This window comes from Paenibacillus sp. S150 (assembly GCF_019352175.1).
Taxonomy (GTDB): Bacteria; Bacillota; Bacilli; order Paenibacillales; family Paenibacillaceae; genus Paenibacillus_AQ.
In genome coordinates this window covers 43,188-57,937 of sequence record NZ_JACBYI010000010.1, presented here as the reverse complement: position 1 = coordinate 57,937, position 14,750 = coordinate 43,188, and the positions used below count along the sequence as shown (strand labels likewise).

Sequence of the window (14,750 nt, the reverse complement as noted above, 5' to 3'; positions counted from 1 at the left end):
TCAGTGAGAACCTAAGCTGCACCGAACCCTTTTACCAGCAGAAATCAGTTGAAAATCAGTGCGTCGAGCGAGATTGATCCCGGCCCGGCCAGCGCCACACCCACTGCCACCGCCAGCAGCGTCAGCGGGAACTCGGTGCCGTTGGCCGCAGACCAGAAGCCATTGGGGGCATGAACCTTAACGATCGCGCCGAGCATAGCTGCGCCAATCAGTACAGCGGCTACCGGCGTCAGCAGTCCGATTGCGAACAGCAGACCACCGGTTAGCTCCATCAACCCTGCCAGCACAGCCATCCGCACTCCCGGCTTAATGCCTATCGACTCCATCCAGCCTCCTGTACCTTTGGGACCGTAGCCTCCGAACCAGCCGAACAGCTTCTGGGCGCCATGACCGATGAACGCAGCCCCGATAACCAATCTCATCAACAATAAGCCTGCACTAACCATTTTAAACACTCCCCATTCTCTTTGATTTAATTATCTTAACGCTAAGATATTGGATAAAAATTTTTGGCCTTACGCATCTGTGTTTATACTTCCGTTTATGCGGAAATTCCCGCTTCTACACGCCTTTGCCAAGCTTCTTCAGCAGCTGGATCGCCTGGTCCTTCTCTTCACTGTTCAGCCCGCCCATCAAGCTGTGGATGGAACTTACATGCCGGGGGAAAATATCATCGAACAGCTCGCGGCCCGCATCCGTAATCTCGGCATAAGTCACGCGCCGGTCATCGCTGGATGGAACACGCTTCAAAAGCCCTCTTTTCTCCAGCTTGTCGATATTGTAGGTAATGCTGCCGCTGGTGACAAGAATCTTCCCGCCGATCTGCTGCAATGGAATCCTTGTTCTGTGATACAGCACTTCAAGCACCATAAACTCCGCCGAAGCAAGCCCGTGGCTCTTCATATCCTTCACCGCAAGATCCATCAGACTCTTATATGCCTTGGACAGGACAACGAACAATTTCAGCGATGCCGCCTGCTCCTTATCCTGACTGCCTGCTGCTGCACCTGCCGGGCTTGCCGGCCCCTTGTAGCCGCTCATCCTGTTCACCTCCAGTCATCTTTAATTTAATCTTTAAGTTAATTATCTTTAAGTTAAGATAAATATAAGCCATTTCCGCTCCTATGTCAACAGCCGCTCCATAATTAATCCTTGCCTGGCTGATTACCGGCTAACATAGCCGGCTGCCGGTGATCGGACACCTTGCGAAGTCTGTGAATAGGGCAAGCCGGCGTTTGCATCTGCACAACTGTCTCTGCGGCAGCCTTTTTGCGGTTTGACCTGGCACTCAAAACGGCGTATCCTTTTGGTTGGAAAAGCAAGCTGAAGCCTTGGTTATTGCCTTCGAAACTATTCAACACTAATAGTGTGTTACAGCTGCCCTATGGCCGGCAAAAGCACCGATATCTAACCTCAGATAAAGGCTTCAGCGTTCAAATGATCCGCAATTGATACAATGCCTCTAAATTAAGGAAATTCGCGATTTGTAATAGAAGGAGGCTGCAGCATGGAATTATCCGATAGACAGGCTGTCCTTCAGCCTGATGCGGCGGGCGAGGGAACGGCTTCCCCCCGCGTCCTCATTGTGACAGCGGTCGCGGCAGAGCGGGACGCCGTCCTGCGCGGCCTGAAGGGCAGCGCCAGGTTCCGCGTAATCGCGGCGGGTGCCGGCACCGCCGCGGCGGCGGCAGGCACTGCCGCCGCTCTCGCTGCCGGAAGCTACGGCTGCGTCATCAGCGCCGGGATCGGCGGCGGCTTCCCGGGACGCGCGCCCGCAGGCTCGCTGGTCGTCGCCAGCGAGATGATTGACGCGGCCCTTGGCGCAGAGACGCCGGAGGGCTTCCGCAGCGCTGCCGAGCTCGGCTTCGGCAGCGTGTCCGTGCCGGCCGACAGCGGCACGGTGCAGGCTCTTGCGGCCGCGCTGGCAGCGGCCGGGCTTGCGGTAAGCACGGGTCCCGTGCTTACCGTGTCTACGGCGACCGGCACCGCCGGGACGGCCGCCGCACTGGCCGCGCGCCACCCGGAGGCGGCGGCGGAGGCGATGGAAGGCCACGGGGTTGCCGTGGCCGCCCATGCGCTGGGGATCGCGGTGCTGGAGCTGCGCGCGATCTCCAACCCGGTCGGCCCGCGCGACCGGGCCGCGTGGAAGATCAACGAGGCCATGGACGCCCTTACAGCGGCGGCGGCTATTCTACTGGAGGTGCTGCAATGACAACAGAGCTGAATATTGCCTTCTCCCCTTGTCCTAATGACACTTTTGTTTTTCATGCCTGGGCCCACGGCTTAGTGCCGGATGCGCCCGCGTTGAATGTTACCTATGCCGATATCGACATTACCAACGGGCTGGCTGCGGACGGCGCCGGACCCGAGGTGCTCAAAATCTCCTATGCCGCCCTGCCCTGGGTGCTGGAGAAATACAAGCTGCTGCCTTGCGGCGGCGCGCTTGGCCGGGGCTGCGGCCCGCTGGTGCTGACCGGCAAGGGTGCAGGCGCCATTAAGCGTCCGAAGGAGCTCGCCGGACGCAGAATCGCCGTGCCAAGCGAGCGCTCGACCGCCTATCTGCTGTTCCGGCTATGGGCGGCACAGCAGGTGCCGGGCGGCCCTGCCGAAATCGTCGTCCTGCCCTTCGATGAGATTATGCCTGCGGTGCGTGACGGGCAGATCGATGCCGGACTGGTCATTCACGAAGCCCGCTTCACCTATCCTTCTTACGGACTTCATTTGCTGACCGATCTCGGCAGCTGGTGGGAGAGCGATACCGGCCTGCCCATCCCCCTGGGTGCGATTATCGCCCGCCGCGGCCTTGACCAGGAAGCCATTGCCGGCTGGATCCGCAGCTCACTGCAGTATGCCTGGGACCACCCGGCAGATTCCAGAGAATATGTACTCGATCATGCCCAGGAGCTGTCGCCGGAGGTTGCCAAATCGCATATTGATCTCTACGTCAATGAGTTCACGATGAACCTGGGCGGTGACGGCTATGCCGCCATTTCCGCCCTCCTGAACCGCGCGGCCGCTGAAGGGCTGGTTCCCGCTGTTGATCCGGCGCTGCTGCGGTAGCGCACGAACAGATCAAGTTCCAGCTGGCTCCTAGAGCACTTTTTACAGCTTTCCGGGGACAGCATAATTAATATTAAACCGGCAGTTGAAGATTTCTGCTTCTTCCGCAGATGCACGCGAAGGTACTCGTGCAAGCTGGTCACATATCGCCGTATCTCGGTGTTCCCGGATATTTAAGCCAAGAAAACAGTTGTATTTTACACATTCCCATTTGGCATTGCGACTAAGCCTGTATAGAATAGAAGTATAGATCAGCATTCGCGAGGAGGTTATAAATTTATGATTCCTACAGGCAACAGCAAGCCGAATATTGAGCGGTTTCTGGGATTTCAGGACGATTACGACCGCTACCGGCCCGAGGCTCCACCGATAGTTACCGAACTGCTGGCCACTTACTTGGGCCGCAGGCCTTCATTGGTAGCCGACGTGGGCTGTGGAACCGGGCTGTCCACCTTCCTGTGGAAGGATGCCGCAGATCGTGTAACCGGCGTAGAGCCCAACCCGGATATGCTGGGCAAGGCGCTCGATAAGCTGCGGCTCCTGGAGAATCCGCCGCAATCGCTTTCCTTTGTGCAGGGCTTTTCGAACCAGCTTCCTTTCCTGCCGGACAGCGTGGACATCATCACCTGCTCGCAGTCATTTCATTGGATGGACCCGACAAGCACGCTCCGGGAAATTTCCCGCTGCCTGCGCCCGGGCGGAGTGTTCGCCGCCTATGATTGTGATTGGCCGCTGGTGCTGCAGCCCGCGATTGAGGCACGCTATAACCAGTTGATCTCCACTTCCGATAATCTGCTCGCCGGGCTTCAGCCCGCTGCCGAGCAGGCTCACAAATGGGACAAAGAAGGGCATTTGGGCAGAATAAAAGCCAGCGGGGAGTTCTCCTATGCGCGGGAAATTGTTTTTCATAATACGGAAAACTGCGATGCGCAGCGGTATGTCGGGCTCGCGCTCAGCCAGGGCGGAATCCAAACGGTCCTGAAGCTCGCCCCCTCCGCGCTTACGCAGGACATTGCCGGTTTCTCGGCAGATGTGGAGCAGTATTTTCAAGGACGGACCCTGCCCATGCTGATCAGCTACCGGATGAGGGTCGGGGTGAAATAGCCGTTTTACGGCTTTTATTTTAGGCATAACGAACGTGTTTGACCTATACCTTGTGTTAGACTATAATTCGTGGTAGAGCTATACTTTTCGTGGTAGAATTAAATTTATTGAAGCGAATTTAAGCGAGACGAAGAACGTCCCGGTTGCCCTCCAAGGGGAAGCCGGGGCGTTTTTTATTTTATTTTTACAGGGAGCGTGAATCTATTGGAATTTGAAGAAGCACATTTGCATTTTATAAACGGACACCTGGCGGCCAGACCTGCGGGAGAGCGGCGGGGAAGGCTTAATCGAGGCCATCAGCACGCTGAAATTTTATTCCTGCGGAATGTCTGGTGGCCGCTTCGGGGCAACTTTACAGGACTTCATCCCGAATACGAGTTGACGGACTGGCGGGGAAGATCCTATTTTGCCGACTTCGCCTGGCTGCCCGGGTATATCAAGCTGCTCATCGAAATCAAGGGCTATGCGTCACATGTGCGTGATATGGACCGCCAGAAGTACTGCAGCGAGCTGAACCGCGAAACGTTCCTGTATGCCATGGGCTATCATGTGATTTCTTTTGCCTACGATGATGTGGAGCAACGGCCCGAGCTCTGCATAACCTTGCTGCGCATGGTGCTGGGCAGGTATCAGCCGGCTGAAGCACCGGTGTCGCGTATCCGGCTCATGGAACAAGAAGTAATCCGGCTGGCGGTACAACTGGCACGTCCCATCCGCCCGCACGATGTGAAGCAGCATTTCGATATCAATTACAAAACAGCGGTCCGAATCCTGCGGAGTCTAACCGACAAAGGCTGGCTCCTCCCGACCGGGGAAGGTCAACAGCAAAGAATTGTCCGCTATGAGCTGGCCCGCGGGGTTCTGGAGTACTTCAGTTAGTTAAAAAAAGGAACTTCGCGGTGATGTATTTTTGTTGAGCATTAGTAGTTTCGTATTGGCGGGCGGGTTTATCCGGAGTAATTGGGTTTACTTAGCTATTTTGGTTGCATAGCAGTTTGAGTTTTGGGTTACATAGCTGTTTGAGTTTTGGGTTACATAGCTATTTGGGTTACTCAGCTATGTCGCATTTTCCTTTAACATGGAACCGTTTAGTCCGACCGTATTGGATTTTCACTTGGCCCTCCGGTGTGTAGTCTTACCGAAGCTGCTTTAACTTGCTGATTCCCGTTTAACTGCTGATTCTCGTCAAATATCACTGCGCTTGAGCCGAAAATGTTGCAATTCCAGTTGTCCGTTACGCAATTTCCGTTTCTTTCATTTAACTCGACTACTCTCGGTAATAATATCGATGATTTGCAGTTGCCAGCATGAGCTTGTGAAGGCAGCTCCCCCTCCGCATGGGCTAAGTGGAAAAAGTAAAACTAATCTATTGGCTTGGGCGTTTTTTTCAAGTTTAAGTGGAAAAAGTAAAACTAATTATGCCTTTTTTACCTGATACTCACTAAATCAGGGGATTTAAGTATACTTTTTCCCACTAGCTGTCTTTGAAGCTTCCGGCAATTGAATTTAAGTGTAGAAAATCCCATTAAATTGTCTGGAGAGGCTAAATTACTTGAATAGACCGGTGCGAGCCACCACTGGGCGTTTCGGGTCCAGGGTTTGGCTTCTGGGTAGGACATTCAGGGGTCAAGGGCCGGGGATCGACGTTCGGCGTTCCGGGTCTGGGGGCCGGGGAGCAACGACGGCGTTTCGGGTCCGGGGTTTGGCTTCTGGGTAGGACATTCAGGGATCAGGGACCGGGGATCGACGTTCGGCGTTCCGGGTCTGGGGGCCGGGGAGCAACGACGGCGTTTCGGGTCCAGGGTTTGGCGTTCTGGGTAGGACATTGAGGGGTCAGGGGCCGGGGATCGACGTTCGGCGTTCCGGGTCTGGGGGCCGGGGAGCAACGGCGGCGTTTCGGGTCCGGGGTTCCTGTGCTCCGAGAGCTTGCATAATGGAGCAGCCCCTGCCGAAGCGAAAAGAACGCCTGACGCGGATATCCGTGTCAGGCGTTCTTTCGTTACTGTCAGGCTGAAGGCGCCGACAGGCGGCCAGCATCATCCGGCAGCCAGTGCAGCGCCGGCCTAAGCTTGGCCGGCCTAATCCCTGAACCACTCACTTCTTATTCATCTTGAACTTCAGGAACAGCTCGTTGTAGTGGGCGAGCATCCGCTTGCCGAGGTTGTCATAGACCTCAAGCCGGTCGGTGATTTCAGCTGGCGGGTAGAACCGGGTATCCTCGGATATGTCCGCCGGAAGCAGCTTCAGTGCAGGTACGTTCGGTGTGGAGTAACCTACGTATTCCGCGTTTTTGGCAGCCACATCAGGCCGGAGCATGAAGTCAATGAACTTGTGCGCCCCATCCACATTATCCGCCGTGCGGGGAATAACCATGTTGTCGAACCATTTGTTCGAGCCTTCCTCCGGCACCACATAATCCAGCTTGTCATTCTCGTCCATGATTTCCGAAGCATCGCCGGACCATACGATCCCAACCGCCGCTTCCTCATTCGCAAGCAGCATTTTGATCTCGTCGCCCACAATTGCCTTCACATTGGGTGAGAGCTTATTCAGCTTGTCCAGAGCTTCCTGCAGATGATCCTCATTCGTATCATTGACGGAATAGTGCAGGCTGTTCAGCGCCATGCCCATAACCTCACGGGCTCCATCCACCAGGAAGATATTATTCTTCAGCCTGCTGTCCCACAGGGAGTCCCAGCTGCTGAAATCCATGCCCTGAGTCATGTCCGGGTTATAGATAATGCCGACCGTCCCCCAGAAATAGGGCACGGAATACTCGTTGCCCGGGTCGAATGAAAGATTCATAAACTCTGAATCAATATTGGCCAGATTCGGGATTTTGCTTTTATCCAGCGGCAGCAGCAGGTTCTCCTCCCGCATCTTGGCAATGGCATAGTCGGAGGGGACCACTACATCGAAGGTCGTTCCGCCCTGTTCGACCTTCGTCAGCATGGCTTCATTCGAATCAAAAGTCTGGTAAATGACCGTAATTCCGGTCTCCTCCTCGAACTGGTCGAGCAGCTCAGGCTCAATATAATCGCCCCAGTTGTAGATGGTCAGCGTATTGCCCCCCGAATATCCCTCAGCCGAGTTCAGCCGGGACGCGAGGAAGATCAGACCAAAGGCAACAATAAGAATAGCCAGAAAAGTATTTATCAATTGCTTCATCTGGGCACCCCCATTTCGGCCGCAGGCTCAGCCAAGAGCGCTGCCGGACGGTGCTTGCGGCGGTTCAGGAAGTAATAACCGGTCACCAGTAAAATGGTGAAAAGGAAGATCAGCGTTGACAGCGCGTTGATCGACAGCGATACCCCTTGCCGGGCCCGGGAGTAGATCTCCACCGACAGCGTGGAATAGCCGTTGCCCGTAACGAAGAACGTCACCGCAAAATCATCCAGCGAATACGTCAGCGCCATGAAAAACCCGCTGAAGATCCCCGGCTTGATAATCGGCAGAATGACCTTCGTCAGCACATCCCGGCGGCTCGCCCCAAGATCGCGGGCCGCATCCGTAAGCGTCGGACTCATCTCCTGCAAATGCGGCAGGATCATCAGCACGGCGATCGGCACGCTGAACGCCACATGCGAGAGCAGCACGGAGGTGAAGCCGAGCTTAACGCCGACAATCGTGAATAGAATCAGGAATGAGGCTCCGATGATTACATCCGGGCTGACGATCAGCACGTTGTTCAGCGAGAGCAGCGTGTTTTTGGCCCGGCGGCTGCGGACACGCTGTATGGCCAGTGCGCCGATAATCGCAATCAGCGTAGCAATCGCCGAAGACAGCAGCGCAATCACCAGCGTATTGATGACAATAATGATCAGCCGTGTATCCTGAAGGACCTCGCGGTAATAATCCAGTGTGAAGCCTTCAAATTCATGCATCGTACCCCCGCTGTTGAACGAGTAATACATCAGATACAGAATTGGCGCATACAGCACCGCGAAGACCAGCACCAGATAGAGATTGGCCAATCCGTTTCGATTCCTCACTGGCGCACCCCTTTCCGCGAGCCGCCCGTCAGCACCATGAAGAGCGCCATAATGACGATCAGGAAGACGGCAACAGTGGAGCCCATTCCCCAGTCCTGAGTAACCAGGAAATGCTGCTCAATCGCAGTCCCCAGCGTAATGACCCGGTTGCCGGCGATGAGGCGTGTAATCATGAACAGCGACAATGCCGGAATAAATACAGCCATGCAGCCGGAACGAACCCCGGAAATCGTGAGCGGAAAAATCACCCGCCGGAACGTCGTCCACCCGGACGCGCCCAAATCGCGCGCGGCATCCACCAGCGACAAATTCAGCTCCTCCAGGGCACTGAAGATCGGCAGGATCATGAATGGAATAAAAATATAGACCGAAACAAACACAAAGCTGAAGCCTGTAAAGAGAATCTGCTGTTCCCCGATCCCGAGCAGGCCGAAGAAATTGTTGACCGGACCGAAGGTGCCGAAGATGCCGATGAACGCATACGTCTTCAGCAGCAGATTAATCCACGTTGGCAGGATGATCAGCAGGAGCCACAGCTGCTTATGCTTCGTCCGGGTCAGCAGATAAGCCGCCGGATAGGCAACCAACAGTGAGAACAATGTGATCAGGAACGCATACCAGAAGGAGTTAAGCATCATCTTCATATATATGGGTGTAAAGAAATTCACATAATTACCCAGCGTGAGATGCCCGTCCAGATCGAACAGGGAATAATAGATGACCAGAAGCACCGGCGCAATGACAAACAGCGCGATCCATAAATAGTAGGGGATGAGATGATACGACCGGCCCTTAGCGTTCATGGCTTTCCACCTCGCTGTAAGCTTCCAGGCGTTTGTCGAACTCTTCCTCCGTTTCACCGAAGCGCATGACATGAATCGCTTCCGGATCAAAATAAAGCCCGATCTCGCTGCCCACCTCCGCCTTGCGTGTGGAATGGACCAGCCACTCATGGCCGGACTCATCGTAGCAGCTGATCTCATAATGCACACCGCGGAACAGCTGGGAGTCCACGCGCACGCGCAGCTTGCCCTGCTCAAGCGCGGCAATCTCCAGATCCTCGGGACGGATGACAATCTCCACCGCTTCATTCCGTTTGAGCCCGGCATCAACACATTCGAAACGGTGCCCGTTAAACTCCACGAGGTAATCGTCAATCATCACACCCGGCACAATGTTCGACTCCCCGATGAAATCGGCCACGAAGCGGTTGATTGGCTCATCATAAATATCATTGGGGGTGCCGCTCTGCTCGATCCGTCCGCCGTTCATGACAAAGATCCAGTCCGACATCGCGAGTGCCTCTTCCTGGTCATGGGTCACGAAGATGAAGGTAATGCCGAGCCGCTGCTGCATCTCCCGCAGAATATACTGCATCTCCGTGCGCAGCTTCAGATCCAGCGCCGACAGCGGCTCGTCCAGCAGCAGCACCTGCGGCTCGTTGACGATGGCGCGGGCGATGGCCACCCGTTGCCTTTGCCCGCCGGACATTTCATTAATGGCGCGCTGATCGTAGCCCACAAGGTTGACGAAGCGCAGCGCCTCCTGCACCTTTTGCGCGATTGCATCCTTCTTAAGCTTCTTAATGCGCAGTCCGAAGGCCACATTCTCGAATACGTTCAGGTGGGGAAACAGGGCGTAGTCCTGAAAAACCGTATTAACCTGCCGCTCATTGGCGGGAATGTGGTTGATGATTTGTCCGTCCAGATAGATAGAGCCTTCGGTCGGCTCGGCGAAACCGGCGATGAGACGCAGAATGGTCGTCTTGCCGCAGCCCGACGGCCCCAGCAGAGTGTAGAATTTGCCGCGTTCGATCTCGAAGCTCACACCTTTTAACACGGGCTCTTCGTCGTCGTATTGCTTGATTACCTGGTCAAAAGAAATAATAGTGCCTTCCGGGGTAGCTATAGCTAACAACCTCCCTTACCTTATGTATTACAACCTATTTTACCCGCTTCTTGCGGGGGACAATCGAAACGGCATGCTCAGCGCGTGTAAGCGACAATTCCTCCCTTGCTTCGACATTCTATAATAATATATAGCATAAAGGATTAGACCTATATATGCGATAGCCTACATTGTTAAATGTGGTACCGGAAACTTAACAAGTTCGTAAAATTTAAAGCTCTCCGTGCCTGTTTTGCGGTGCTATAATGAAAACGACTGAAAACCAATTTCATTTTTTCTTAATATCCCGAAAGAAGATGACATGCATGAACGAAGGCTTACAGGACCGCCTGGAGAAATTCGGACTGTCTTTATATATGATACGTGTTACACTGGCCGCTTCCCTCTCCTGGCTGGCAGTACATACCCTGTATGGAGACAGCTACTTGTATTTCGCTCCGCTGGCGGCGATTCTGATCACACAGGGGAGCGTCAAGGCCTCCCTGGAAAAGGGCGTCTACCGCTTGACCGGCATTGTGCTCGGCGGAATTGTCAGCCTCATTGTAGGCAGCTTCTTCGATGTTGGCGCACTCTCCATTCTGCTGATGCTGCTGATCGGCATTGGAGTCGCCACTGCCTGCCGGATCAACATCCAGGCGATTTCCCAAGTGGGCGTAACCTCTGTTCTGGCCCTTACCTTCTATCAAGACCATTATATCGAGTGGCGGGTCGCCGAAACCCTTATCGGTGTAGCCATTGCCCTAATCATCAATATGATTATCGTTCCGCCCAAGGGGTTCGTCAAGGTTAAAGGCTTGGCATTGGATGGCAGTCTGCTGCTGGCCGATGCCCTAAGCGATCAAAGCGGCTGCCGGCGGGGAGCCGACCAGGCTTCAGACATACTGACACGCTCTGCTGCACTGCTGAGCAGGAGCGAGCTGCTGCAGAAGGAGCTGCACTTTACCTTAACGCATTACCAGTGCCGCAGCGAACTGCGGGAACTGTCGCAGGCAACCGCACATTTAAAGAAGATCCACTCCTATGTGAAGGAAATCCGCGCTGAAATCACGCGGCTGCCTGCTCATTATGCGGCAGCCGACTGGATGGCGGAGATTATGACCGCAACAGCCGACTGCATCGCTCTCTACGGCACCAAGACCCTGTCGGACGCCGAATGCCAGCGTTCACTTCCCGAATTGCTGCGCCGGGCCCGCGATCTGCAGCTTGCCTGGTTCTCCGAGCTGCAGGGGCAATGCTCGCTGACCTCCATTCGTGATCTCGGCGCGGTCTTCTCCCACCTGAACCGGGTGCTGGAGGAAATTGAGCAGGCCGACTATGTGGTGATGTCAGCCGCACCGCAAAAGGTCAAGGCCGAAGCTTCCCGCGCCATGCGCCTCATACAAAAGGGACTCTCCCAGAAGCTATAGGCTCGGGAGTGTCCCTTTTTTTCCGGTCCTGATGCACCCCTTGACGCTCCAGTGATAATCCATATCTTGCATCCGTTTATTATTCCCTCCCGCACCCCATATTTCCTCTCCGCATTTTCTCTTTGCATAACGGGCTGCTTAGTTCCTTTCGGCACAAACAGCAGCACATAACCCTGCAAGAATAAAATACCGCAAGGATTTTATAAGCCATTCCTTGATATCCTCCCGTGTGTTCTACAGAGTTGAATAAAAGTAATTTTGTTGATTTCATTATTTTGTAAATTATTCAACAATTAGTTACATTATTCCTTATTTATAGTCAAATTTAATTATTCTAGTTGAAAATCAGCTACTAAAGTACTAGAATTAATGTTGTTTGCAGAAGTTTTTTTGGACTGCATACCAGTATTGACCACTTTTGTCGATTGTAGTCGATCTAGTTTGCCTCATACTGAGTATATATCATTGATCTATTCCTAAAGGCAAACTGCCCGAAAGGGCAGGACGCAAAGCCACGGGCCTAAGAGTGCCGCAGAAGCTGCATTTACGGCCGCCAGGCTGCCAATAGAGACGCCATTTGGTCGGGTATCCTCTAAGATATCGTATCACGGCTCCATGATGCTCTTTTCTGTCCAGATACCATTGATTATACGAAAAAGTGAGGTTACGAGAATGCCGCAGCATATTATCGAACGTTCACGGTACGAGTTCATTGCTTCCATGCTTCTTGGCAAGCCTGATCTCCTGACTCTTTACTCTGTGGATGCTCAGACGTTTGGCGGAACAGACAGGTCCAAGAATGGCGTTATCATTATCCAGAATAACCAAATTTTCATCACTCCACCTCTGGCCGGCGGCAAACCGGCAGTTATCTCCGCTATACATCCTGTAGTGCTAAAGAACAACGGGCACATCATAACAGGACCGACTCCAATCACCACTGCAGATCATCTCACCTGGGAAATTTGCGAGAAGCCGCAATACCAGATTACCGTATCCGATGATAAGCTGAAAGTATACTTTACTCTTTACCGTGCCGAAAGATATGCCTGGAATCTGGTCAACAATCCGGCTTCAGCCGATGTCACTGTTCGCGCAGAGATGAACCGCGAGGCGCTGTTGTCTATCCTGTCCATAGAGCAGATTATGGCTGGCTTTGAGATAAGCCCCATTGTCAGCAGCCTCAATATCCCTGCCCTTTACGAAGAGCTGAGTAATCCTACCTATCTCCCTGTCTGTATTGCAGAAGGCAAAGCTCCTATTCCCGGAACAAATGCGAGGCTCGAACTGTTATATCAGAAGAAAATAGAAAATGAATTCAAGTATGTGGATCAGCCTGCAGGTGAACCTGGCCGCCAGGAATTCCTTCTTGTGCAGGAAGGCGAAGTGTTTGCGCAGAAGCTGCCGCCCCAACCAGGGCTTCCCGGCTTTGATGTGTACGGCGGCGTGCTTCCCCCACCCCCGCCACGGGATCTTACACTGCTGACCGGTCCCAATGCAGCACTGCTTCCGAGCGGAGAGATATCTGCCCTCCGCAAGGGAAGACCGCGTATCACCGGAAACGGAACCTTCATCAAAACAATTGATTTCCCCCAGACTTATCTGATTTCGCAGACTGACACTGAAGAAGCGGGTACAATCATGTTTCCGGGTGATATTATCGCGGCTCATCATTTAAATAAGAATACGGTTATTGAAGCTTTGGGCAATGTATACATTTACGGTGATGTGCGCAATTCCAGAATTACTGCTACAGGAAGCATATTCATCAGCGGCAAAGCCGTGGAGAGCGAGCTATATGCAGGAGCTTTTGGCGCTGCCCATAATCGGCTGATCAGCTTCTCCAGGCTGCTGATTAAGGAGATTGCCGGTCTGAGGAAGGCCGCCAGGCATCTTGCCGAGACTGTCGAGTCACGGATGCAAACGGTGAAATACGGCTTGGTCATTATGCTGCTGCTGGAAGGCAAATATGAGCACCTTCCCCGTCTGATCAGCGACATGCGGGAACTCTTGTCGGGAATGAACGCTGACTATCAGCAGGATACCAAAATCCTGAAGCACATGATAGAGGTTTTTCTGCAACCCGGACAGCTTGCCGAACGCATTACCGATGCGGGAATAGGCTCTTTGCTGAGGCTGCTGAAAAATTTGGCGGAGGGAATTGAACTTTTGCAGGAGGAACTGGTCCGGATTGATATTGCCGGCTCACAGAACAGCATCATCAAATCCGGCGGGGATATTCATATTCATGGTGAGGGAATTGCCTTAAGCCAGCTGTATTCCTGCGGCGATATTTATGTTGTGAAGGATGGCTCTTCATGTATCGATTCCGCTATAGAAGCAGCCGGATCGATCGCCGCACAGAAGGTCTGCGGGAAGTCAATTTCAGGTTCTTCGCTGGTTGCAGGCGAGCAAGTCACAGTTCACAGCATCTGTAATGCATCTGTAACTGTAGGCGGGTATCGGACAGAGATTACCGAAGCCGGCGGGAATATTACCTTCACAGCCAAGACACTGAAGCAAGGATGCAAGGGGGAGGCCTCCTCCACTTTATTTGAATGACCCCTCTTTTCCGCTATATACATTCCTGCATGTCGGGAAGCACCCTCACAGATAAGAGTGACCCTGCACAGCCTCGGGGGCGGTATCCGGCAGGGTCATTCTCCAGAGTCCTCAAGACTCGTATTGCGGTCTTTCCAGATCAAATGTCCGGCCAACGGCGGCGTAGGAAGCACCGGCAAGGCGGCTTACCGGCTTCAGCTTGGCAGCATCGATGCGCCCACCCCGAATCAGCTCATCCTCCACATAGAAGCAGAGCACTTCACCGATTATCATGTCGCAATGCCCCAGCTCCACATGGCGCGTGAGGCGGCATTCCATGGCGATCCTGCATTCCTCTATGCGCGGAACCCGAATCATTTGTCCGGGAACCGGTGTCAATCCGGCCAACTCCAGCTCGCTGATGCCTTCAGGGGCATTGATCGAGGTGTGATTAACAGCCGCTATATTATCCTCGTCCACAATATGCACTACAAACTCTCCATTGCCCAAAATGTTGCTTGCGGTGTGCTTCATCTCTCCGGTTGCCTTGCGCACACAGGAGAACATAATCATTGGCGGCTCATCATTCACAATATTAAAAAAACTAAATGGGGCAGCGTCACTATGCCTTGTTCATTCATCGAGGTTACAAAAGCAATCGGACGGGGAATAATGCTGCCGATCAGCAGCTTGTAATTATCATGCGCCGTTTGATCGGCTGCAGTGATATACATGGAAC

General features: G+C 53.6%; 12 protein-coding genes, 1 pseudogene and 1 riboswitch. Of the genes and pseudogenes, 6 read left to right on the top strand and 7 right to left on the bottom strand.

The genetic code is table 11. From position 1 onward, the window contains the following. Positions 1 to 44: 44 nt before the first annotated feature. Together HYD27_RS12090 and HYD27_RS12085 are read right to left on the bottom strand one after the other, a co-directional pair. Entirely contained in the window at positions 45 to 446 is a 402-nt protein-coding gene (locus tag HYD27_RS12090) for a DoxX family protein (protein WP_219215380.1), read from the bottom strand. 115 nt (positions 447 to 561) lie between these two features. Then, complete coding sequence (locus HYD27_RS12085; RefSeq protein ID WP_304623765.1) at positions 562 to 1,041, bottom strand: MarR family winged helix-turn-helix transcriptional regulator; 480 nt, start codon at positions 1,039 to 1,041, stop codon at positions 562 to 564. Positions 1,042 to 1,507: 466 nt separating this feature from the next. On the opposite strand from HYD27_RS12085, the gene HYD27_RS12080 reads away from it, so the two are divergent. The 4 genes from HYD27_RS12080 (at position 1,508) to HYD27_RS12065 (ending at position 5,043) form a co-directional block, all read left to right on the top strand. Next, on the top strand, positions 1,508 to 2,212 hold the full coding sequence (locus HYD27_RS12080; protein ID WP_220101601.1) for a futalosine hydrolase: 705 nt from the start codon (positions 1,508 to 1,510) through the stop codon (positions 2,210 to 2,212). An 8-nt stretch (positions 2,213 to 2,220) separates the two neighbouring features. After that, positions 2,221 to 3,060: a 1,4-dihydroxy-6-naphtoate synthase gene (locus HYD27_RS12075; RefSeq protein ID WP_219215549.1), complete on the top strand. Its 840-nt coding sequence runs from the start codon at positions 2,221 to 2,223 to the stop codon at positions 3,058 to 3,060. A 279-nt stretch (positions 3,061 to 3,339) separates the two neighbouring features. Beyond that, entirely contained in the window at positions 3,340 to 4,164 is an 825-nt protein-coding gene (locus HYD27_RS12070) for a class I SAM-dependent methyltransferase (RefSeq protein ID WP_219215378.1), read from the top strand. A gap of 204 nt (positions 4,165 to 4,368) precedes the next feature. After that, positions 4,369 to 5,043, top strand: a complete 675-nt coding sequence (locus HYD27_RS12065; protein ID WP_219215376.1) for a hypothetical protein — start codon at positions 4,369 to 4,371, stop codon at positions 5,041 to 5,043. A gap of 1,215 nt (positions 5,044 to 6,258) precedes the next feature. On the opposite strand, the gene HYD27_RS12060 is transcribed toward HYD27_RS12065, so the two are convergent. Genes HYD27_RS12060 through HYD27_RS12045 form a run of 4 tightly spaced genes read right to left on the bottom strand, consistent with a single transcriptional unit; the run spans position 6,259 to position 10,073 of the window. Further along, positions 6,259 to 7,332 carry an ABC transporter substrate-binding protein gene (locus tag HYD27_RS12060; RefSeq protein ID WP_219215374.1) on the bottom strand — a complete coding sequence of 358 codons (1,074 nt, stop codon included), beginning with the start codon at positions 7,330 to 7,332 and terminating at the stop codon, positions 6,259 to 6,261. Further along, the gene (locus HYD27_RS12055) at positions 7,329 to 8,156 is read right to left on the bottom strand and encodes an ABC transporter permease (RefSeq protein WP_219215372.1); all 828 of its coding nucleotides are present in this window, start codon (positions 8,154 to 8,156) and stop codon (positions 7,329 to 7,331) included. The genes HYD27_RS12060 and HYD27_RS12055 overlap by 4 nt, the downstream gene beginning before the upstream one ends. After that, a complete protein-coding gene (locus HYD27_RS12050) occupies positions 8,153 to 8,959 on the bottom strand; it encodes an ABC transporter permease (protein WP_219215370.1) in 807 nt (268 codons plus the stop codon). The genes HYD27_RS12055 and HYD27_RS12050 overlap by 4 nt, the downstream gene beginning before the upstream one ends. Next, positions 8,949 to 10,073 (bottom strand): ABC transporter ATP-binding protein, encoded by a 1,125-nt coding sequence (locus HYD27_RS12045; RefSeq protein ID WP_219215368.1) that lies wholly within the window; start codon positions 10,071 to 10,073, stop codon positions 8,949 to 8,951. The genes HYD27_RS12050 and HYD27_RS12045 overlap by 11 nt, the downstream gene beginning before the upstream one ends. A gap of 296 nt (positions 10,074 to 10,369) precedes the next feature. On the opposite strand from HYD27_RS12045, the gene HYD27_RS12040 reads away from it, so the two are divergent. After that, complete coding sequence (locus tag HYD27_RS12040) at positions 10,370 to 11,470, top strand: FUSC family protein (protein ID WP_219215365.1); 1,101 nt, start codon at positions 10,370 to 10,372, stop codon at positions 11,468 to 11,470. A gap of 471 nt (positions 11,471 to 11,941) precedes the next feature. Beyond that, positions 11,942 to 12,036, top strand: a riboswitch (cyclic di-GMP riboswitch). Positions 12,037 to 12,142: 106 nt separating this feature from the next. Further along, entirely contained in the window at positions 12,143 to 14,032 is a 1,890-nt protein-coding gene (locus HYD27_RS12035; RefSeq protein WP_219215363.1) for a flagellar assembly protein A, read from the top strand. A gap of 111 nt (positions 14,033 to 14,143) precedes the next feature. On the opposite strand, the pseudogene HYD27_RS12030 reads toward HYD27_RS12035, so the two are convergent. Continuing rightward, a pseudogene (locus HYD27_RS12030) lies at positions 14,144 to 14,745 on the bottom strand (flavin reductase family protein). Positions 14,746 to 14,750: the final 5 nt, after the last annotated feature.

Excerpts from the sequence above, each read along its gene's own strand:
- HYD27_RS12090 (WP_219215380.1), bottom strand. The coding sequence starts at position 446 with ATGGTTAGTGCAGGCTTATTGTTGATGAGATTGGTTATCGGGGCTGCG.
- HYD27_RS12080 (WP_220101601.1), top strand. The coding sequence starts at position 1,508 with ATGGAATTATCCGATAGACAGGCTGTCCTTCAGCCTGATGCGGCGGGC.
- HYD27_RS12035 (WP_219215363.1), top strand. The coding sequence starts at position 12,143 with ATGCCGCAGCATATTATCGAACGTTCACGGTACGAGTTCATTGCTTCC.
- HYD27_RS12060 (WP_219215374.1), bottom strand. The coding sequence starts at position 7,332 with ATGAAGCAATTGATAAATACTTTTCTGGCTATTCTTATTGTTGCCTTT.
- HYD27_RS12040 (WP_219215365.1), top strand. The coding sequence starts at position 10,370 with ATGAACGAAGGCTTACAGGACCGCCTGGAGAAATTCGGACTGTCTTTA.
- HYD27_RS12050 (WP_219215370.1), bottom strand. The coding sequence starts at position 8,959 with ATGAACGCTAAGGGCCGGTCGTATCATCTCATCCCCTACTATTTATGG.
- HYD27_RS12070 (WP_219215378.1), top strand. The coding sequence starts at position 3,340 with ATGATTCCTACAGGCAACAGCAAGCCGAATATTGAGCGGTTTCTGGGA.
- HYD27_RS12085 (WP_304623765.1), bottom strand. The coding sequence starts at position 1,041 with ATGAGCGGCTACAAGGGGCCGGCAAGCCCGGCAGGTGCAGCAGCAGGC.